The 20,353-nt window shown below is 39.6% G+C and carries 14 protein-coding genes and 1 pseudogene; 3 read left to right on the plus strand and 12 right to left on the minus strand.

Annotated elements, in window-relative coordinates; translation table 11 throughout:
• Positions 1-79: 79 nt before the first annotated feature.
• From MHH60_RS10530 to MHH60_RS10540, 3 genes are read right to left on the minus strand one after another with little or no spacing between them, the layout of a single operon-like run.
• The gene (locus MHH60_RS10530; RefSeq protein ID WP_036681307.1) at positions 80-619 is read right to left on the minus strand and encodes a TlpA family protein disulfide reductase; all 540 of its coding nucleotides are present in this window, start codon (positions 617-619) and stop codon (positions 80-82) included.
• Entirely contained in the window at positions 620-1,201 is a 582-nt protein-coding gene (locus MHH60_RS10535; RefSeq protein ID WP_036681306.1) for a MauE/DoxX family redox-associated membrane protein, read from the minus strand.
• A gap of 20 nt (positions 1,202-1,221) precedes the next feature.
• On the minus strand, positions 1,222-1,719 hold the full coding sequence (locus tag MHH60_RS10540) for a hypothetical protein (RefSeq protein WP_036681303.1): 498 nt from the start codon (positions 1,717-1,719) through the stop codon (positions 1,222-1,224).
• 600 nt (positions 1,720-2,319) lie between these two features.
• Between MHH60_RS10540 and MHH60_RS10545 the strand changes: the two genes are divergently transcribed.
• Entirely contained in the window at positions 2,320-4,080 is a 1,761-nt protein-coding gene (locus MHH60_RS10545; protein WP_141118566.1) for an ABC transporter ATP-binding protein, read from the plus strand.
• A gap of 1,051 nt (positions 4,081-5,131) precedes the next feature.
• On the opposite strand, the gene MHH60_RS10550 is transcribed toward MHH60_RS10545, so the two are convergent.
• Positions 5,132-5,554 carry a hypothetical protein gene (locus MHH60_RS10550; RefSeq protein ID WP_036681299.1) on the minus strand — a complete coding sequence of 141 codons (423 nt, stop codon included), beginning with the start codon at positions 5,552-5,554 and terminating at the stop codon, positions 5,132-5,134.
• 212 nt (positions 5,555-5,766) lie between these two features.
• On the opposite strand from MHH60_RS10550, the gene MHH60_RS10555 reads away from it, so the two are divergent.
• Positions 5,767-6,210, plus strand: coding sequence for a hypothetical protein (locus MHH60_RS10555; protein WP_051491182.1), 444 nt, complete (start codon positions 5,767-5,769; stop codon positions 6,208-6,210).
• Between the two features lie 3 nt (positions 6,211-6,213).
• Positions 6,214-6,957 (plus strand): annotated as a pseudogene (locus MHH60_RS33255) (ATP-binding protein).
• A gap of 1,198 nt (positions 6,958-8,155) precedes the next feature.
• On the opposite strand, the gene glmS reads toward MHH60_RS33255, so the two are convergent.
• The 8 genes from glmS to MHH60_RS10605 form a co-directional block, all read right to left on the minus strand.
• Positions 8,156-9,988 (minus strand): glutamine--fructose-6-phosphate transaminase (isomerizing), encoded by a 1,833-nt coding sequence (glmS, locus tag MHH60_RS10570; protein WP_076129781.1) that lies wholly within the window; start codon positions 9,986-9,988, stop codon positions 8,156-8,158.
• A 640-nt stretch (positions 9,989-10,628) separates the two neighbouring features.
• Positions 10,629-11,969 (minus strand): phosphoglucosamine mutase, encoded by a 1,341-nt coding sequence (gene glmM / locus MHH60_RS10575; protein WP_076138365.1) that lies wholly within the window; start codon positions 11,967-11,969, stop codon positions 10,629-10,631.
• Positions 11,970-12,057: 88 nt separating this feature from the next.
• On the minus strand, positions 12,058-13,518 hold the full coding sequence (locus MHH60_RS10580) for a CdaR family protein (RefSeq protein WP_081389163.1): 1,461 nt from the start codon (positions 13,516-13,518) through the stop codon (positions 12,058-12,060).
• Positions 13,511-14,341, minus strand: a complete 831-nt coding sequence (gene cdaA, locus MHH60_RS10585; protein ID WP_036681290.1) for a diadenylate cyclase CdaA — start codon at positions 14,339-14,341, stop codon at positions 13,511-13,513. Before cdaA ends, MHH60_RS10580 begins: the two co-directional genes overlap by 8 nt.
• A 214-nt stretch (positions 14,342-14,555) precedes the next feature.
• Positions 14,556-15,170 (minus strand): zf-HC2 domain-containing protein, encoded by a 615-nt coding sequence (locus tag MHH60_RS10590; RefSeq protein WP_036681404.1) that lies wholly within the window; start codon positions 15,168-15,170, stop codon positions 14,556-14,558.
• A 121-nt stretch (positions 15,171-15,291) separates the two neighbouring features.
• Entirely contained in the window at positions 15,292-15,858 is a 567-nt protein-coding gene (sigW, locus tag MHH60_RS10595; RefSeq protein ID WP_036681288.1) for an RNA polymerase sigma factor SigW, read from the minus strand.
• Positions 15,859-16,372: 514 nt separating this feature from the next.
• Positions 16,373-19,165 carry a phosphoenolpyruvate carboxylase gene (gene ppc / locus MHH60_RS10600; protein WP_038573414.1) on the minus strand — a complete coding sequence of 931 codons (2,793 nt, stop codon included), beginning with the start codon at positions 19,163-19,165 and terminating at the stop codon, positions 16,373-16,375.
• 234 nt (positions 19,166-19,399) lie between these two features.
• Positions 19,400-20,293: a LysR family transcriptional regulator gene (locus MHH60_RS10605; RefSeq protein ID WP_076138362.1), complete on the minus strand. Its 894-nt coding sequence runs from the start codon at positions 20,291-20,293 to the stop codon at positions 19,400-19,402.
• Positions 20,294-20,353 lie beyond the last annotated feature (60 nt).

Genomic DNA, 20,353 nt, shown 5'->3' on the forward strand with positions numbered 1-20,353 from the left:
TATCCCGAATTAATTACTTATCCTGATATAGAACAGTACAAATGGTGCTTGTGGTAAATGGCAATATAGAAAATGAAAATCATGAGACAGACAATGTAGGTATTAAGTAATTTTTCAGTACAATATTCAATCCATGTGAATGTTGAACATCCAAATAATTAATTAGATGATTTCGGTTATCTAATAATAATATTGTAGGAGTTACATGGACTAAATAATTATCAAATATAACTTTAGATTTAATATAATGGACATCATCTGTTATTTTAATTTCTAACTCATCCTTTCCTACAACAATTATTCGCAATGTTTTAAAATTGGAAGATATAAGAGAGATATTCGATAAAACCTCATGACAATAAACACATTGGCTAGAGGAAAAAATAATAAGAGTATTATTATTCATTGAGTTTTCAGCTAAAGAAATAAGCCGCCCTACTTGATCCTCTTCTCTAAAAAGAGGCACCTTTTCACCTATTTTTAACTTATCAGGTATTAGTTCACTCTGATTGTTGATTCTTAGCTTTTTCAGGAAAGTAGATACGAATTTTGATAAATAGAAAATAAGAACAGCCTCAATAATCACAGTAATCCATAGAAGAACAATTGCTGTTTCCACTTATATTCCTCCCCTAAAAAGACGAATAGTTTTATACATATTTAATAAATTAGATGTTGTCTGATAAATAAATGTAGAAATTAAAGAGAAACAAAAAAAATATATATAGTTAAAATTATATATTTGATCTATTGGATGTTGATTTGTTAAAAATAGGTCTATATTCCCAAGTAAGTTTTCACGGATTAACAAAACAAAACAGATACCAATAAAAAAACAATTTCTAATTATAACTAACCAGGATGCTTCTTTATCACCTAGTATTCCACCACAGCCGCAAGATACCTTCTCCTGTTCTTTTGATAAGCTTATTACGGCTGCTATGGCATAAATAAAAAAGAGAGAGATTGCCACTAGAAGAAATTGATTAATAAGAATCCCAAAAATAAAGGACACTCCAATAAAAATCTCTAAAATAACATCAAATATAGCGATGAAATTAACCAGGTTTTTAGGAAAAAAACCGTATCCTTCAATTTTGTACTTATGTAAGTTTAAGTTTTTATTTTTCCCGTAACCAGAAGTTAAGAAAATTAACCCAAGAAAAATTCTAAGTGAAAACATTAGACCTTCATAGTACACTAGGACCCCTCCAATTATCCTTAAGATGATAATGCTTTATAAACGTTATAAGCTTCCCTTGAAGTCATGAATAGACGCTCTATATACAATTGTGAGTTCACTAGAGCTATCGATGGAAATGACAAAGTTATATCTGCTGGTAGATTATCTTTAGGAGAGGCTTCAACAATTTCAAAAAATTTACTATAGGTTCTAATAAAGTTATGCACAGATTTCTGCTCTCCAAAGACTAGAACCTTGACTGGAACTGCTCCAAATTTCTTATTCAAATCTATTAAATCTTCAAGTTCAGGAAAACAACTAGAACAATTTGCATCAGCAAAAAAAACCATAAAATAACCTTCTAAAAAAATATCATAGTTACTGTAAAGTGTATTAATCTTTTTTCCAACTATAGGGGGATTTGATTTTATTAAACTATTTGTTGTAAGGTACAATAATTCTTTTTTTAGCGATTTAAAAGAAATAATTATTACCACTAAAAAGATTATAAAAATTGAAACAGGTCCATAAAGCACAGTATTATTGATCTCGCTCCCTCCCCGATAAATCTATTTAATTATTTTATATGATAGAATTTTATGTTCGATATGTCAATCATTTACTTTAATTGAAAAAAAGTATATAGTAGAGGCACACCTTTTGTAATAACAAAAAGAAACAAAAATTTGATGACAAGGTGGTTTTTTAATGGAAAATTTATTTGGTAAACTTCTTGGATTTGACGGTTCGGCTTCACCTATGGGCGTTGTTTGTACTAACAAAAAGGTTCAACAATCTTGCCAGCCATACAACTGCCCTCCAGCATCTTCAACAGGAAACATTTTTTATGTATGGGTAGATGCTTACGACGGATCCTACTGTAATTCAACAATGACTCAAACATGTTGTTATTACTAAGACCAATTGTAATTTTTTAACATCAGATGTTCAACACTACAAAGTCCTCTTAGTTTTCTAATTAGTATACTTGAAGAAAAACGAGCCTTAGAAGTAATTCTAGAGGCTCGTTTTTCTACTCATATTTTACCCATTAATAGCATGCAACACAGAAAAACATTTAAAGAAGGTGACAAAAAGTGCGATCTTCAAATATATATAAAGTTCTGACAATCTTAATGAATGGAAGTAAAACTTGGCTATTTTTCAGTGTATTTTTTGCTCTTATTTCTGGTGTTGAACCCATTATTTCTTTGATACTCTCAAAAAAACTTTTAGATACTATCATTAATTTAATAGATACCAAGGAATTTCATTATCAAACAGTATTAATAATAATAACCCTTCAATTTCTCATAATTATTTTTCTATCATTTCTGACAAAAACACAGAACTTTTTAACAAAAAAAACCGAAAATAGTCTCGGACTAAACATAAAGAGCAATATCTTTTCTAAAGTTTCAAACTCCCCTCTCTCACTTATAGAGAATCACACTTATCAAAATAATCTTTCTAGAATTCAAAGTTCATCTGGCGAAAGGTTTTTGGCTCCTTTAACAGAAATATTTAGTTTAATTAAAAACCTAATTACAACAATATCAATTGGAGCATATTTGCTCTCTCTCCATTGGATCTTCTTATTAATCATATTAATAAATACTACTGCTGCGCTTATCGTTAATATTAAATTTGGTTATAAAAGATTCGAATTATTCAGATTTCACTCTATAACACAAAGAGATATTGGATATACATCAAGACTGATACTAGAACCTCAGTTCGCAAAAGAAATTAAAATGTTGAATTTACATAAATACTTAATTGATCGTTGGAGTCGAAAATACGAAGAAAATAGTAAAGATTCACTCAAGTTATTTTCTAATTTTCAAATCGCTACTTTTATGGCGGATATTTTAAAAGGAATATGTTATGCCATTAATTTAATCTTAGCAATAAATATTACACTGAAAAAAAATTACAAAATAAGTGATTTTGTCGTTATTACACAAGCAATTGTTCAAATGCAGAATTCAGTAAACTCTATAACTACTAATATTTCAAATATTTTTGAAAATGGACTATATTTAAAAGAATATTTCTCATTTATTGAGGAAAAGCATATTTTAGCTGATGACACCTCATTAATGAAATTCCCTAATTCAATCAAAAAAGGAATTACTGTTAATCATCTTACTTTTAATTACAATCAAAACTCACAACCAGTTCTGAATGATATAACTTTGAATGTTAATGTTGGTGAAAAAATAGCTATTGTTGGTGAGAATGGCTCTGGCAAATCCACACTCGTAAAATGTTTATTGGGGATTTACCCCATCTCACAAGGAGAAATTTTAATAGATGATGTTCCAATCAACAACTTTTCACAAGACGAACTCAATAATAATATTTCTATATTATTTCAAGATTTCATTAAATATCCCTACACCGTTTCTGAAAACATAGGTTTTGGTCAAATTTCCCAGATTAAAAATTCCGAGTTAATCAAAGAAGTCGCTAAAAGAACCGGTGCAGATTTATTTATCGATAATCTCAAGATGAAATATGATACATATTTAACTCAAATATTATATGAAGGTGAAGATCTATCCGGAGGGGAATGGCAGAAATTAGCTTTATCTCGTTCAATTATGCGAAATTCTCAGATATTAATTTTGGATGAACCAACATCAGCGATGGATCCTAGGTCTGAAAGTGATTTTTATAAAAATTTCCGGGAAATATGTAATGATAAAACAACGATTTTCATATCCCACAAGTTAATATCCTTAGATTTTGCTGATAGAATAATTGTTATGAAGTCTGGAAACATTATTGAGAGCGGTTCTCTAAGTGAACTGTTGGAAAAAAACGGTGAATTTAAAAAGTTGTATTCTTTACAAGCAAGTCAGATTACACAAAACTATTTTTCTTTAGTTTGATAAAGTGGTGAATTTTTCAAATTGCAAAACAAGATATTATGTGTCAAAGTTTTATCCGAGGTTTATATTTTAGGTTTGCTAGGGTTTGTCAATAATTTTGTGTAAACTTTTTGAAACTATATAAATTGTGTAAATAAGATTGAGGATCTCATATGGATATGGACAGCTCCATTAAATTTGAGGCATCGTTCCAAAAGCGTCAAAATAGCCCGTATCTTGATGTCAAGGTGTAGGCTATTTGACGCTTACAAAAATGTTACCTACCGATTTCTTAAATTATAGCAGGTTTGCTAGGTACCGTTTTTTGATCTCGCTCAACAGTGACACCGTTCAACGAATTGAAACACTCTGTAACACGATTTTCAGTGTTTATTGTAGACGATTACATGTTTTAATAAAAAACTAGTAACTCCTTAGAACTTCTCACTCGGATTTGGATCAAGGATCATTTCACCAGTGCGTTTTCTAAGAAATTTCGCATGCTTACTTTAGGCTGGTTGGACGGTCATACACTCCTCCCCTTGAACTTCGTCTTGCTAGGTTTCATTAAGACTGAACTCCACGGGAGCTCCCAGGAAATTGACAAGCGATCTTCTGTATCAAACGGCGGAAAGAAGCTCTGCGTGCTGCCCAGATCTAGCTTCTGAATCGTGAGATATCACCACAGGTGTTTCAACGACTTACGTACTCTTTGATAGTCTTTTTCAAATGAGCCAACCCTTGCTGCGCCTTCAAAAAGAGTTCCAAGGTCGCCCTACGATCTGCTTATTAGCCAAAACACAATTGCCTTTTCTCGTTACATGTTTTTGGCCTGACTGCATTGGCAAAGCACCCATAAACGTACGCTCGAAGGAATGTTTTATTTACTTTGCCATGTAGCCTGTACCCTGGTGTGATCATTGAATTTATAGAAAATAGTGGAATTAATGAAAGAAATCACCTACCAAGTAGGTAAAAAACTATCTGCTAAAAGTCAAATTTAGCTTTGGATGAATACTTTACCCGGCAAAAACAGTGGTGCTGCCAATTTAAATTTGCAGCACCATGTTATTTATTTCAGATCTATATTCATGCACTCTAGATGCTTACGTTTATTTTGGTCTAACCAAGAAATTAATACTTCGAATTCTTTTGCATTTTTATCGATGAAAAATCGAGTAAACTCAATTGTCTCATTAGATTTAACCGGAAAACTAGTTGGGTCAATTAATATTATCTTTTCTTTACTTTCTTTTTCCACAGAACGATAAAATTCAAATGTGGCGTCAAGCTTCTCTTTACTCAGGTTAGTTGCTGTTAATTTATAGCTTTTGTATTTACTGGGTTCGGGTGATGGCAACATACTTGTATTAACTTTAACAGCCCATTTTCCTGAGGTAATTGTTTTAGGTAAATTTGAATGTGCTGAAACACTAAGGCTCAGAATATTGTAAACCAAACAAAAAACAACCAATATTACTAATTTTTTTCTCACTGTACACTCACTCCTTTTTTTATAAATTATAATTCTCCAATCTTCATTAAACTATTCATGAAAAAATTCGTAATTTCACTCATCTGTTTATAACCCTAACTAAACACACTAGCCTTGCGCCGAAACTGACATGAAATTCATAGGTTGAATTAATTTCATTACTATGAATATAATGTTCTTCATTCACTGGCACTCCCTAGAAAAATCCCCTAATGTTAAGGAAGAATAGTCAAGTTACCCATCCCTCATCAAAAGGAAAGCCAGGACAGGACAGCACTGTAAGAGATCACACGCCAGAAAATCATAAGAAATTTATTCAATGGAATGTTAGTCGCTTTATCTCGTGGGCAGAAAGCGTTGGTGCTTATACAGCCTCTTGTGTTCAAGCAATTCTATCCTCATATAAGGTCGAACAACAAGGCTACAGAAGCTGCATGGCACTCCTTAAACTTGAAGATAAGAACAGCGTTGTTCGCCTCGAAATAGCATTTGCCAAAGCATTTTCCTACACCCCTAGGCCTAGCTCTCAAAATATCAAAACGATCTTAACTACCAGTCAAGATCGGCTCGAAACAATAAATGAAGTTAAGCCACAACCACTCTCTTCTGAAAACCATGAATTCGTTCGTGGTGCAGATTATCACGGGAGGGGTTAAACCATGTCACATGAACCTACGTTACGCAAACTTTACGAAATGCGACTCGCAGCAATGGCTGAGAACTATCAAAATCAATTATTAGTTCTAAGTTTTTAAACCCTAAATTTTTAAAAACACTTTGAATTGCTAGTAGATATTGAATGGTCCAGACGCAAGAACAACCGTCTTACCTCACCAATTCGAAAGAAGGATTTTCAACAAAGCAACGCCTGTATTGAGGATGTTGAGTATCGTGCTGACCGAAAACTTGACCGGACGCAGATCCTTCGTTTAGCCACAGGCTCTTATATTCAAGATAAACTTAATAACATTATCATGGGCACATCCGGTGCAGGAAAAACCTATTTGGCCTGTGCATTCGGTACTGCTGCATAACGTAATTTCTATCCGTTTAAATAAATTCGTTTGCCTGAACTAATAAATGAATTGGCAGTAGCTCGAGGCGAGGGTATTTATAAACGAGTCATGAAATCCTACAAAAAAGTTCCCCTGTTAATTCTAGATGAATGGCTCCTAGTTTCGTTAAAAGAAATTGAGGCCTGAGACCTGCTTGAGATCGTAGAAGCACGCCATCAAATTGGATCAACAATTTTCTGTTCACAATTTACTCATGCTGGTTGGCACGGTAAAATTGGAGAAAGTACACTGGCAGACGCTATTCTTGATCGAACCGTATACTCATCATACACGATCACACTTGAAGGCATGGAATCGATGAGTAAACGTAAAGGACTTATAAATTAACTAGCCAAATCATCATCACGGAGCCGCCACTCGAGGGTGGCTTAATTTTTCCGAAGAACTGGCTCACTCATTACGTGAACGATGGCTCTATTTCATCGAAATATTCACTCTAGTAATTTTTTAGTCAATCACGATATTTTCTTTTCACAACAGTTACGGATGTTCTCTTATCAATGAACACGGAGAACCTATTTAACATTTATTTCATCTTCTTTCTTTAGTTGATTTTTTCATGACATAAGAGTAACAAACAAGCCTCACAGTTTTCTGTGAAGCTTGTTTTATCAAGTCTATACTTGTTTTTCTTTCTAAGTACAAAGAACCAAATCGTACATGAAACAAGTGCAACTGTACCAATAACAATCATACTATTTTGCAAAATTATATTGGAAGTATCTAACAATCCTCCTGGAATGATGATATCAAGAAATAACATAAAGAACATAAAAAACAAAAAGACTAAAAATACAATGAAGGCTGCGTACTTCGATTTCCAATACACATACGATAGTAGAATATACATACCATATGCTAGTAGAGCTACAGAATCCGATGCGATTTTACACGATAAATCATAACGCATAAACCCAATACTGCAAAAGCTTGAATTAATAACATTACATTTTATGTTTGTACATTTGAAATCACCTCAAAATAGGGCAATCAGCAATTCCTTTGGTTTGATGAGACTTTACTCAATCCATTAATAATAAAATTACAGATAACGTGTCTAAAATCATGTCAATTTATTTTGAAGATAGTAATTTGACTCCACAAAATGATTGTTACACTAACGGGACACAATAACTCAATAAACCGCCTTCGAATAATTAGGCGATTTTCTTATAGTCAACTTTCAATATTCGTTATGTCATATCCAAAAAAATAAAGCACAAAAGGCACTTTATTTGATGACTTCCGTCAGTTATTAACTTAGTTGTCATCCAACATCAACAGAACGAATTTAAAGAAACCAAAAATTCAAATTTAGTTTAGATCCTATTAAGTAAAATATAAAGCCGTCCTATGATCTCAGGACGGCTTTATAGTCTAGGTTGTTGTCCAATCTTTACATTAAACAACTTCACAGCTTAAATATTCACTTCATAACTTTAATGTCCACTTCACATCTTTAATGTCCACTTCACATCTTTAATGTCACTGGACATCTAACATCTATACTTTTACATCACCAATCCTACTCCACAGTAACACTCTTCGCCAAGTTACGTGGTTTATCCACATCATGACCCAGTGCAAGAGAAGCATAATAAGACAATAATTGCAGAGGCACTACGGACAAAGCTGCTGTCAGCATTGGCAGTGTCTTAGGAATCACGAACACTTGATCAACTGATCTAAGCAGGTCAGTTAAATGCTCTTGGTGCGTGATTGCCAGCACATCTGCGCCCCGAGCTTTCACTTCTTTGATGTTGCTGACGGTCTTCTCAAGTACAGCTTCCTGAGTTGCCAGGGCAATAACTGGAACGCCTTCTTCGATCAGAGCTAATGTACCGTGTTTCAATTCACCTGCAGCATAAGCTTCGGAGTGAATATAAGAAATTTCTTTCAGCTTCAAGGATCCTTCTTGAGCAACAGCGTAGTCTACGCCGCGGCCGATGAAGAACAAGTTTTTGTGTTCAGAAATTTGTTCAGCATAACCTTTGATCGCTTCTTTTTGAGCTAGGATCTCTTCCACTTGCTCTGGTAGAGATTGCATAGCTGCAAGAATCTTAGTAACTTGTGCTTCGGTTTGTGTTCCACGAACTTCAGCCAAGTAAAGAGCAAACAATCCGAATGCGATCAATTGTGAAGTGTAGGCTTTGGTCGAAGCTACTGCAATTTCTGGACCTGCCAAGGTTACCAACACATCATTTGCTTCGCGAGCGATAGAACTGCCCACAACGTTAGTGATCGCCAATACATGTGCCCCGTTAGCTTGTGCTTCACGCAGAGCTGCCAAAGTATCTGCAGTCTCACCGGATTGGCTGACTACGATAACCAAAGTTTCTGGAGTCACGATTGGTGAACGGTAACGATATTCCGAAGCGATATCATTTTCAACCGGAATACGAACCAAAGATTCGATCATAGTACGTCCTACCACACCAGCGTTGTATGCCGTTCCGCAAGCAACGACTTGAATGTTACGGATGTTCTTGATTTGTTCTTCAGTCATGTTCAGTTCAGGCAATACAACCTTGTTGCCTTCGGCATTGATACGACCACGCATGGTGTCGCGGTAAGCCTTAGGTTGCTCGTGTATTTCTTTCAGCATGAAATGCTCGTAGCCGCCTTTTTCTGCGGTAACTGCATCCCAATCGACAGTAATCATTTCCCGAGAAATAAAATTGCCTTCAATCGTCATCAATTCGACAGCATCTCTTGTCAGCACAGCCATTTCGCCGTCGTTCAAAATATATACGTTACGGGTATATTCAAGCAGTGCCGGAATATCTGACCCGATAAAGTTTTCTCCTTCGCCAAGACCGATAATGAGCGGGCTAGCTTGACGCACAGCCACCAGTTTATCTGGTTCATATTCAGTCAGGACGCCTAATGCAAACGCACCGCGCATGAACGTAATCGCTTTTTGTACAGCCTTCACGATATCTCCGTCATATTCGCGAGCAATCAGATGTGAAATAACTTCTGTATCGGTTTCAGAGACAAAGTGGCATCCGCCAGCGATCAGCTCTTCTTTCAGATCCAGATAGTTTTCGACAATACCGTTGTGAACTACCGAGAACTTCATGCTGTTATCCGTATGTGGATGTGAATTCTCATCGGATGGTTTACCGTGAGTCGCCCAGCGTGTGTGTCCGATACCTGCGCTACCTGCCAGCGGGCTGTCTTCGAGCTTCGACTGCAGATTCGCCAAACGGCCTTGAGCTTTCACTACTTGCAGTCCTTCTTGGGTGAATACAGCAATACCAGCGGAATCATATCCACGATATTCCAATTTCTTCAAACCCTCAACCAAGATCCCCTGCGAATTCTGATTACCAATATATCCTACAATACCACACATTATAATTTCCCCCGTCCGAGTTATCGTAATGTGGCGGCATAAGGAAAGAAACGTGCCGTGCGGCATGTTTTTGAGAAAAAGCAAATATTCTGTTGTATTTTAGGATCAACAAAATAAACTGTCACTTACATTCTAATGTTCATGAAATGCACAGCCTTCTCCTCTGCCGTGGCAGAAATAACGTGTTTCCTTCTGATGCGCGCACACATGAATAATATAATTTGTTGCACCCATGAAAACGTTGTGTGAAAGGTCGCCCTTTCATTTTCCGTATCCATTTACGGCTCTGGTGCATCACCGGGAGGTCCCCGCCGAACATTTCGAACACCTCCACCTCGTCAGCTTACGTCTGCCGTGATCCGTTCAAGCCATAGCCTACATAACAAGTAAGCAGCTTTCCCTTCTCCCCCGCGCTAGACCAAGCTCTGGCGCTTGCTATTGCTAACCTCACAATCCCCGCTTTCCTTCTAGAATGACACTTAATCTATTATATGCACCTTGTAGTACTTTGGCAATGGCGCACCAACCTAAATTTTACAAAACCAGTTCAAACGATCCAATCCTAAAATAAAATAACACTGGTGCAACGAGTCCGAATCGCTCCCGCTCACTGCACCAGCCTTATAGTTAAGGTAATGGATTATACCAATTCGCGTTGAACTACTTCCACAATTTGATTCACATAAAGATCTAGATCTGACTTATCCGGTCCCTCTGCCATAACGCGGATTAGAGATTCCGTACCTGACGGACGTACAAGCACACGGCCATTGTCACCTAGCTTACCTTCCACTTCAGCGATAGCCGCTTCTATAGCCGGGTTATTAGGGTAGTTAGTCTTATCCTGTACACGAACATTAACCAGCACCTGCGGGTATTTAGTCATCATACTCTTAACTTCGCTAAGCTGTTTGCCTGTAGCCTTAAGCGTGTCTACCAGCTGAATAGCTGTAAGAATACCATCACCAGTTGTATTGTAATCCAGGAAAATAACATGTCCAGACTGTTCTCCGCCTAGATTAAAGCCCCCACGACGCATTTCTTCCATAACATAACGATCCCCTACAGCTGTCTTAGCAGTATTCAGGGATAATTTCTCGGTAGCTTTATAGAATCCGATGTTACTCATAACGGTTGATACAATCGTGCTATCCTTCAGCTTACCTGCACGGTTCATGGCATCACCACAAATACAAAGGATAAAGTCACCATCGACTTCATCACCGTTATTATCAATAGCGATCAGGCGGTCAGCATCTCCGTCAAAAGCAAGTCCCAAATCGGCTCCTTGACGCAAGACTTCTTCACGCAAAGTCTCTGGATGTGTCGAACCAAATCCATCATTAATATTCAATCCATCTGGCTCAGCCCCGATAGAAATAACCTCAGCGCCAAGCTCTCTGAACAGTCTTGGAGCAAGCTCATACGCTGCGCCATGCGCACAGTCCAGTACAACCTTGATTCCTTTAAAGTCCTGTGAAATGGTGGTTTTCAAATACTCCAGATAAAGATACTTAGCATCATTATCTACGGTAACCATACCTAAACCCGAACCGATAGGACGTGGCAATTCATCTACCTCAGCATCCATAAGCTCTTCAATGCGCAGTTCAGTTTCATCTGTAAGCTTGAAGCCATCCCCACCAAAGAACTTAATGCCGTTATCCTCTACAGGATTATGAGAAGCTGAAATCATGACGCCTGCGTCTGCCTTCAACAATCTCGTAATATAAGCAACAGCAGGGGTACTCACAACGCCTATACGGATTACATCGGCTCCAATAGACAATAAGCCCGCTATCAGTGCGGATTCCAATAAAGGACCGGAAATACGTGTATCCATTCCGATAACAACCTTCGGTTTATCCAAGTTACCCGCTAGTACATATCCTCCACAACGGCCAATACTATAAGCCATTTCTGCAGTCAATTCACGGTTTGCTACTCCCCGCACACCGTCAGTTCCAAAATACTTCCCCATTATTTTTCTCCTTTGAATACGCTACGTTAGCTTAATGTACTATCATATGAATTGCATACTATTTTGGTGTACCTCTGGGCTCAAAAGATTACGTCCCGCCTGTACCTACAGGATTCTCGGAATTGGTACTTGTGTTAGCTGTGCCGTTATTCTCCGGATTGCTATCCGTAGGGACAGGCGTTGGTGTTGCTCCACCAGCCTCTCCGCTATGCGTGGGCTTCTCCGTAGGTTCCACATCGCCTATAACAGGTTCAGAACTCGGTTCAGGAGTAGTTACACCCCCCGTATCTGGATGAGGCGTAGGGACTGGTGCTGCAGGCGATAGCAGTTGCACGGTCACAGTAAGTGGCACCCCTGCATTGGCTAGTGCGATGAACTTGGGTAATGATACCCGCAAAGAAACCTCGTGAGTTCCAGCTGAAAGTCCGCTAACATCAGCCACAACCCCTATATTTTTCTTATCAAGTTGATCAAGTAAAGCAGGTGCACCCTTTAAGGTAAGCGCAATTTCCTTGCTTGAAGGATTAACAATACTTCCTTCCAAATCATCCCCCACGCCTTGGAGCTTGATGGGTACCGCCTCAATCGTCCGCTCAGCAATTTCTGAGATGGTTAATGAAACATTCACAGCTTCGGGCATAACTTTCTCCGTTCCAGCCGGAGGCTTCAGATCCACCTTTACTTGTTTCGTCCCCGCAGAATCTATTGCACTAAGGTCGACTGTAGCTTCATAAGCAGATAAAGCTTTTAAAGCCTCTGCTTGTCCATACACTACGACCGTTTCCTGCTCAGGGGTCACTTTGGATAATACGAGTGAATCTGGAAGTTGCCCAGTAAAGCCAATCTCCAGCGGCACACTCTTAAAAGGTAAGGTAATCGGCAATTCCACAGATACAGTAGAAGGCTCAATTACAGCATCTTTAATTTCATTTCCATTATTATCATAAGCGTGTAGCTTCAGCTTTTTTTCTACAAAGGTTTCGTTCTCACCGTTAAGCTCAATAGTCCCTTGTATCTTGGCTACCTTGCTTAGTTCATTATCCGCAAGTGTCACTTTTACAGTATCTGTAGGCTGCAAGACAGGCGTGCCTATTTGATAGCCCGCTGCAGGTTTTCCCTTTGTAACCAATGTTATGGGAAAAGACTTCGTGTTTCGCGGTTCTACATGTACAGTAACCTCTTTAGGATTCATTCTTACCAGAGATACACCTTTGGGTAATTTATAGTAAAGTGGCAACGTGGTGTCCCCAGGTTCAACCTTACTCAGATCAAGCATCACTTTATAGTCATCCGAGAACTGAAAGGAGATATCGGAATTTTTACCCGCTACCTCCAGACTGACACTATCGACAGCCAAGGGTTCAAGGACATATTTGTCCTCGTCAAGGCCGGTCACTTCAATCTTCACATTCTCAATAGTTTTTGTTTTAATATCCACTGTTGTCTGTCCAGAAGGCGCAGTATCGACATGAACCATCGTAAACAAAATGATCCCAAACACAAGGGCCAGAATCTTATTGAAATTGTTATTGTTCATCCACTTATCCATGATTCTTGTCCCCCTTCCGTTTCCAGAAAGTTGAACCCTTCTCCTTCAGCGATGAGCTTACACTAAGCTCTTGATGGAGCTTCGATATCATGGATTCTTCCTTAATGTCTCTCACGATCTGGCCATTAATTGCAAGGGAAATCTGCCCTGTCTCCTCTGAGACAATGACAGACACTGAGTCCGCAACCTCACTTATTCCTATAGCAGCCCGATGCCGGGTTCCCAGTTCTTTGCTGATAAAAGGATTCTCGGACAATGGCAAGTAACAAGCAGCCGCAGCAATCTGATTTCCCTGCATAATAAGGGCTCCGTCATGCAGAGGTGTATTGGGAATGAAGATGTTAATGAGCAATTCGGAGCTGACCAGGGAACGCATGGGTATACCTGACTCTGTATATTCATTTAGCCCCGTCTCCCGCTCAAAAACGATTAACGCCCCTATTTTTCTGCGAGATAAATAATTCACGGCTTTAATCACTTCGCCGATTAACTTACTGATCTCTTCGTCACTTTCTCCAGCCCGTCCGAAAAATCTGCCCCGTCCAAGCTGCTCCAGTCCCCTTCGTAGTTCCGGCTGAAAAATGATAAAGACAGCTAGGACCCCGAAAGTAAACATTTGATTCATTAGCCATTTAAGTGTATACAAGTCCAAGATTGTGCTTACCGCCCAAATCAAGACCAGAACCAGTATCCCTTTTAAAAGCTGAATCGCCCGCGTGCCGCGTACCATATTAAGCACTTTATAAATAATGTAACTGACGATTAGGATATCAATTATATCTTTAATGGAATCTTTCCATGTTAGCTCAGTAAAATAACTCATTGCCTAAAACCCCCGTCATTTCAAATTAGCTGGGTTTATGTAAAATGTCTGTTAGCTCTGTATCATATCTAGGTTATAACGTTCGGGCTTCAGTTGCAAGTTTAGTCCCTCAATCCTTTCCGAAACCACCCAGTTTAAGGAAACAAAAAAGCGCCATCTTTCCGGAAAAAGAGGCGCTAATTAATATTCCTGCTCAAGGTAACCACTGCCCGCATTAACGGTAGGCAACTTCAGAGAACATGTTCGTCACTTTATACCAGAACCAGCTTACTGCCTGGTCTATGCTTTTGACTTGCCCAGAAATATGAGCTGTTGAAGCCTGATATAGAGATCCGTCAATGACTGTCACGTTGCCGTTCACTTCTCCATATACCTGTGCTTTACCGTTCTCTATGGTAAGGTCTCCGGTAATAATTTTGCCGGAAGGTACAATTACAGTATCCCCTTTGATGACCACTTGATCCAAATCAACACCTCTAACTACAAGTTGTCGGTCTGGACTCCAAAAAGTTACGGTGCTCATCAGCATAACGACAAGGAATAGAGATGCCGCTGTAAGTGCAGGGTGTCTCTTGATCCAGGTAATAAAGGCTTTTTCTTTCTTAGTCTTTGGCAATGAACTCATTATCCGGCTCACAAGATCATCTGAAGCTACAGGATTCTGATGCATTAGGGAGAACATCAACATATCTGTCTGTTCCAATTCTTTAAACTTTGCACGGCAATCTGGACAGGATAGAAGATGCTCCTTCAATTCCCTCTGCTGCTGTTCGGGCAAGTCGTCATCCAAGTAGTCATGCATCATAGAGACGGCCAGTTTGCATTCCATAGGAGCCAATCCTTTCATGAGTGCTATTTAATTATCCTAAGACAAAGGGTCAGGACACATAAGACTTGCTTAACTTACATACGTCGCTCTCGAAAAGATGTTTCATAAATAAAATCTATTTTTACATTTTTGGGCCTAATTTTTTACGCAAAAATTCACGGCCTCGGTGTACACGCGTCTTAATCGTGGTCACGGGCATATCCAGGACATCACTAATCTCCTGAAGGGACAGATCCTGCAGGTATCTCAGAATCATCACCGACCTGTATTTCACAGGCAGACTGTCAATCGCTTCATAAATTAGCCCCTGCGTCTCCGAGAGCAATAGCTCGGTCTCAGGTGTCACATTGTCGCTCGGAATCAACGAATAGCCATCAAGGCCCTCCTGATCGTTCATTTCAGCATCCAGCGAATAGGTTGGTTTTCGTTTACGCAATCTATCAATACAGAGGTTCGTTCCAATCCGGTAAATCCATGTGGAGAACTTCTGTTTATCATCATAACGATCCAAATTCCTATACACACGCAAAAAGGTCTCCTGAACAATATCCTCCGCCTCATGGCGATTGTTCAACATCCTATAAGCTAAATGATATATTTTGTCTTTATATAGTTCCACAAGCTCGGCAAATGCCCTTTGGTCGCCCTTCAAGGCGAGCTTTGTCAATCTGCCTTCCAAATTCTCCACCTGTTAACTCCCCCAGACTTGCCGCCCTTGGTATTTCTTCGCAAATATCCACGGTACAAGCAATTAAATCGTAATTCAAGTTTGTGTAAAAATCAAGGATTGTATTGTAACCTTCTATGTAAACTGAGTTAAAAACTGGACAAGTTGGTATAGGCGATTAAGTGCAGCTCCGAGAAACATTTAGACTTTCGGTCGCTGTTATCCTCACATTTCCTGATTATAAACCGCATATAGCGGTCGAAATCTGAGGATAAAGGCGAATGCTGGCGCTCCTACAGTTCCAAAATTCTTTTCCATGCACTCTTTCCCCTAATTTTATATCCCTCCTAATTCACCTCCGATTACATCTCGGTTACTTGGGTAGGGTAAAAAAAGAAATCTCGGGTTTGACTCTCCAATATTTAGGAACAAGTAAAATCCACAGCAACAATATACAGTTTATGATCACAACAACTTGTATTAGGCAAAAAAAGTCCGCCCCAAATAGGGCGGACTTTTTGTTGTTAAGACTATATCAGCCGGTATTCCGAAGACCGGCGGCAATGCCGTTGATGGTAAGCAATACTTCGCGAAGCAGCTCGCTATCATCTCCATCAATTTCACGGAGCGCTCTAAGCTCGGATAGCAATTGAACCTGCAGGTAGCTAAGCGGATCAACGTATGGATTGCGGAGTCTGATCGACTCTTGAATCACAGGAACGTTATCCAGAATATCCTGCTGGCCTGTAATCTTCAGGATCAGCTCAGAGGTCAGATTAAATTCATCTTCAATCTGGCCAAAGATCCGTTGACGTGCTTCCTCGTTCTTGCCCATGCTGGCGTATTCCTTAGCAATGATCAAGTCCGCTTTTGAAATAGCCATTTGCAGCGTATCTATCAGTGTAGTAAAGAATGAGAAGTTCTCATACATATGTTGCATTATCTTCAGATTCTCTTCCTTACCCTCATAGAAACTCTGCAGTCCGGTTCCAGCAGCGTACCAGGCTGGGAGCAAATAACGGCTTTGTGTCCATGCAAATACCCAAGGAATTGCGCGCAGATCTTCAAAACGGTCGCTGTTCTTCCGCTTGGAAGGACGGGAACCGATATTAAGCTCTCCAACCTCAGGCAGAGGTGTTGATTCTTTGAAATAAGTCAGGAAATCCGGATCACGGAAGATCAAATCCTGATACTTGTTCAGCGAGACTTCAGAAATCCGGGCAACAATTTCTTCCCATTTCTCTTCATAAAGATCCGCTTGTGGCACTCTCGCACTAATTGCTGCAGTTACAAGTGCAGATGTCGCTTGCTCCAGACTGCGGTAAGCAATCCCTTGCATCGAGTAACGGGAGGAGATCACTTCTCCCTGCTCGGTAATCTTAATCCCGCCGCCAATTGTCGAAGCTGGCTGAGCAAGAATACTGCGGTTAAGTGGCATACCCCCGCGGCCGAGCGCTCCACCACGACCATGGAAGAACTTCAGCTTGATTCCGAACTTATCCGCTGTCGCTGTAATTTCTTTTAGGGCAACACGCAGTTCCCAGTTAGCAGTAACCACGCCGCCATCTTTATTACTATCTGAATATCCAAGCATGATTTCCTGCAAATCATTCATTGCTCTTACCGCATCACGGTAGATCGGCATATTGAGCAGTGTATTCATAATTTGCGGTGCTTCATGCAAGTCATCAATCGTTTCAAAAAGTGGCACAGCTTGCAGGGTACATACAACTGTACCGTCGTTATCCTTGCGGAATAGTCCTACCTCTTTGGCGAAGACCATAACCTCCAGAATGTCACTTGCAGCTTCAGCCATACTGATCAGATAACTGGTGATACATTGTTTGCCGTACTCTTCCTGCGATGCGAAGATCGTCCGGTAAACAGCCAGACACTCCTCTGTACTTTCAGTATACGTCTGATAAGAAGAGGTCAACGGACGTGGATCATTCAGCAATTTCTCCAGCAGATCAATCTTCTCAATCTCCGTTAATTTAGAGTAATCCGGCGAAATGTTCATCTTCGCCAAAATTTCTGTCATGGCATTCTCATGTTCTTGACTGTGTTGACGCACGTCAAGAGTTGCCGTATGGAATCCGAACAGCTCCACTTGGCGGATTAGCTTTTTAATATAAGTATCGGCCACATAGTCGGCGTAGTGATGCCGTAGACTGCGGTCAATGACATTCAAATCATCTATGAACTCCTCAGGTGTAGCATAACGCTCAGGAGTATCTTTTTTCTCATCATCCAAAACATTTTGTGTCTTAGAGATCATGTAGCTAAGTTTAATACGGTAAGGTTCATTGTCATTGCGCCATTCTTCCATCTTGCCTAGGTTAATGATCTGACGATCAGCTTCGATGGATTCTACTAGCTCAGGCGTCACTTTAACAATACTTGTGCTAAAGCTTAGATATTTCATGAGTTCACGCATAATACGCTGATATTCACGAATGGCCAGCTTACGCTGCATGCGTAAAGTCTGCGCAGTGACTGTTGAGGTTACCGAAGGGTTACCATCACGGTCTCCGCCAATCCATGATCCAAAACGCAAGTAGGTTGGCACATGCCAATTCTGTCCTGGATAATATTTGCTCAGACAGCGTTCAAGCTCTTGATACACGTCGGGCAATACATGGAAAATCGTCTCATGGAAATAATACATTCCATTACGCACTTCATCGAGTACTGTTGGCTTGCGGTCACGCAGCTCATCCGTTTGCCAAAGCGTAATCACTTCATTTAATAACTTCTCACGAAGCTGTTCACGTTCACGGAAAGTTAAAGTAGGGTTATCAAGACCCATAACATCATCGGATATCCGTTTATGAATATCGAGAATCGCACGGCGCATAGCTTCCGTTGGATGTGCCGTCATTACAAGTTCCAGAGACAATCCTTCAATAATCTCGTTAACTTCCTCATGAGAGAAATCACGTTCACGAAGCTCTTGAATAGCGCTTTCTATAGAACCGGGTTGTACTGTCTCCCCAGCTGAACGTTCATAGTCACGTTTACGGCGAATCCGGTGGTTCTGTTCGGCAATATTCACCAATTGAAAATAAATGGCGAACGCTCTTATTACCTGATGACGGTTCTCCGGATCCAAAGAATTGATTAACTCCTTAAATTCACTATGCAGTTCAGGTAAAAATAGTGAGCGTAGCGATTTACTGGTCTCGCGGATCTTCTCCACGATCTCTAGCAGTTCGTTACCGCCTTGGTGAACCAAGACCTCTCCTAAAATGTTCCCCAAGAACCGTACGTCCCGTCGCAGCAGATTGTTAGAGTTGCTTTTGCTGACGGTAGTCGTAAGTTCGGTCATGCTGCTCCCCCCATTCTCTTCCGGATCAATGTGTTAAGTTTGTCTGTCTAAATATCGTCTATTAAAGCTTCCTCATATCATACAATAAAACCGTTTGAAAATCTGCAACTTTTTTGTGCTGTAAAGCGACACAGTACCTAAGATTATACACCAATTTCTGAATTTATACAGTCCTTATATTTTATGTATTCTTTCATATATATAATGGCTCTATCGTATATTCTCTATGTATGCTTATATTCGGATTGTGCGGAGCTGATCAATGAACAGTCCAATTAAAGGAGAATAATGGCGATCACGGTTATACGAATAATAAATATGTCTTTCAAAATTATAATCCGGAATGGCTCGCATTAGCAATCTTCCTCTGGCTACCTCGTCCTCCACAGCAAGTCGTGAAATAAATGAAACATGTTGTCCACTCATGAGCGATTGCTTAATTGCCTCCAGTGAATCGAGCAAAATATGCGGTTTTGATTCTTTTCCCTCTCGTTCAAACCATTTATCCGTCAACTGGCGTGTGCTTGATTCCTTGTCATGCAAAATAAAGCTCGCTGAAGCAATCATCGCTGAGTTTAAATTAGAAAATCCGGCAAAATCATGTGTAGGTGCAAAAACAAGGACAAGCTCATCCTCGCATAAGGCTTGAGTATGCAGATCAGGCAGATAAAAAGATTCCGTAGACAAAATACCAAGATCAATCTCATGACTGGCAAGCATTTCTTTGATCACCGGTGAAGGCTTAACCGATAAAGAAATGGTAATCCCCGGATGTTGTTCGCCAAACAGCCCCAATATTTGTGGAAGAATATAAGTAGCTGGAACATAACTGGCGCCAATTTTCAGCGTCCCCCGACCTGCCTGACTGAACTCTTTTACCACCCGCTCCGCTTCCGCAGCAAGCGCATTGATTTTAATCGCATAATGAAGAAAAGCTTTGCCACTCTCCGTAAGAATCATTTTATCCATTCTGGATTCAAATAACTTTTCCCCCAATTGCTGCTCTAAATTCTTCAAATGATATGTAACGGTGGGCTGCTTTAGTCCGAGTTTATCTGCTACCGTGGTAACTTTTTTATGTTTATTCAGCAGTTCTACAATTTCCAGCTTCATTAGATTAAGGTTCATTCTCTTCCACTCCCTCGCCTTTTCCTAAACGGTAACATAGAAGAATTCTATGAATGTTAA

Origin of the sequence: Paenibacillus sp. FSL H7-0716 (assembly GCF_038002705.1) — a bacterium.
Taxonomy (GTDB): domain Bacteria; phylum Bacillota; class Bacilli; order Paenibacillales; family Paenibacillaceae; genus Paenibacillus_AQ; species Paenibacillus_AQ odorifer.

Excerpts from the sequence above, each read along its gene's own strand:
- MHH60_RS10545 (WP_141118566.1), top strand. The coding sequence starts at position 2,320 with ATGAATGGAAGTAAAACTTGGCTATTTTTCAGTGTATTTTTTGCTCTT.
- MHH60_RS10555 (WP_051491182.1), top strand. The coding sequence starts at position 5,767 with ATGTTAAGGAAGAATAGTCAAGTTACCCATCCCTCATCAAAAGGAAAG.
- glmS (WP_076129781.1), bottom strand. The coding sequence starts at position 9,988 with ATGTGTGGTATTGTAGGATATATTGGTAATCAGAATTCGCAGGGGATC.
- glmM (WP_076138365.1), bottom strand. The coding sequence starts at position 11,969 with ATGGGGAAGTATTTTGGAACTGACGGTGTGCGGGGAGTAGCAAACCGT.
- MHH60_RS10580 (WP_081389163.1), bottom strand. The coding sequence starts at position 13,518 with ATGGATAAGTGGATGAACAATAACAATTTCAATAAGATTCTGGCCCTT.
- cdaA (WP_036681290.1), bottom strand. The coding sequence starts at position 14,341 with ATGAGTTATTTTACTGAGCTAACATGGAAAGATTCCATTAAAGATATA.
- MHH60_RS10590 (WP_036681404.1), bottom strand. The coding sequence starts at position 15,170 with ATGGAATGCAAACTGGCCGTCTCTATGATGCATGACTACTTGGATGAC.
- ppc (WP_038573414.1), bottom strand. The coding sequence starts at position 19,165 with ATGACCGAACTTACGACTACCGTCAGCAAAAGCAACTCTAACAATCTG.
- MHH60_RS10605 (WP_076138362.1), bottom strand. The coding sequence starts at position 20,293 with ATGAACCTTAATCTAATGAAGCTGGAAATTGTAGAACTGCTGAATAAA.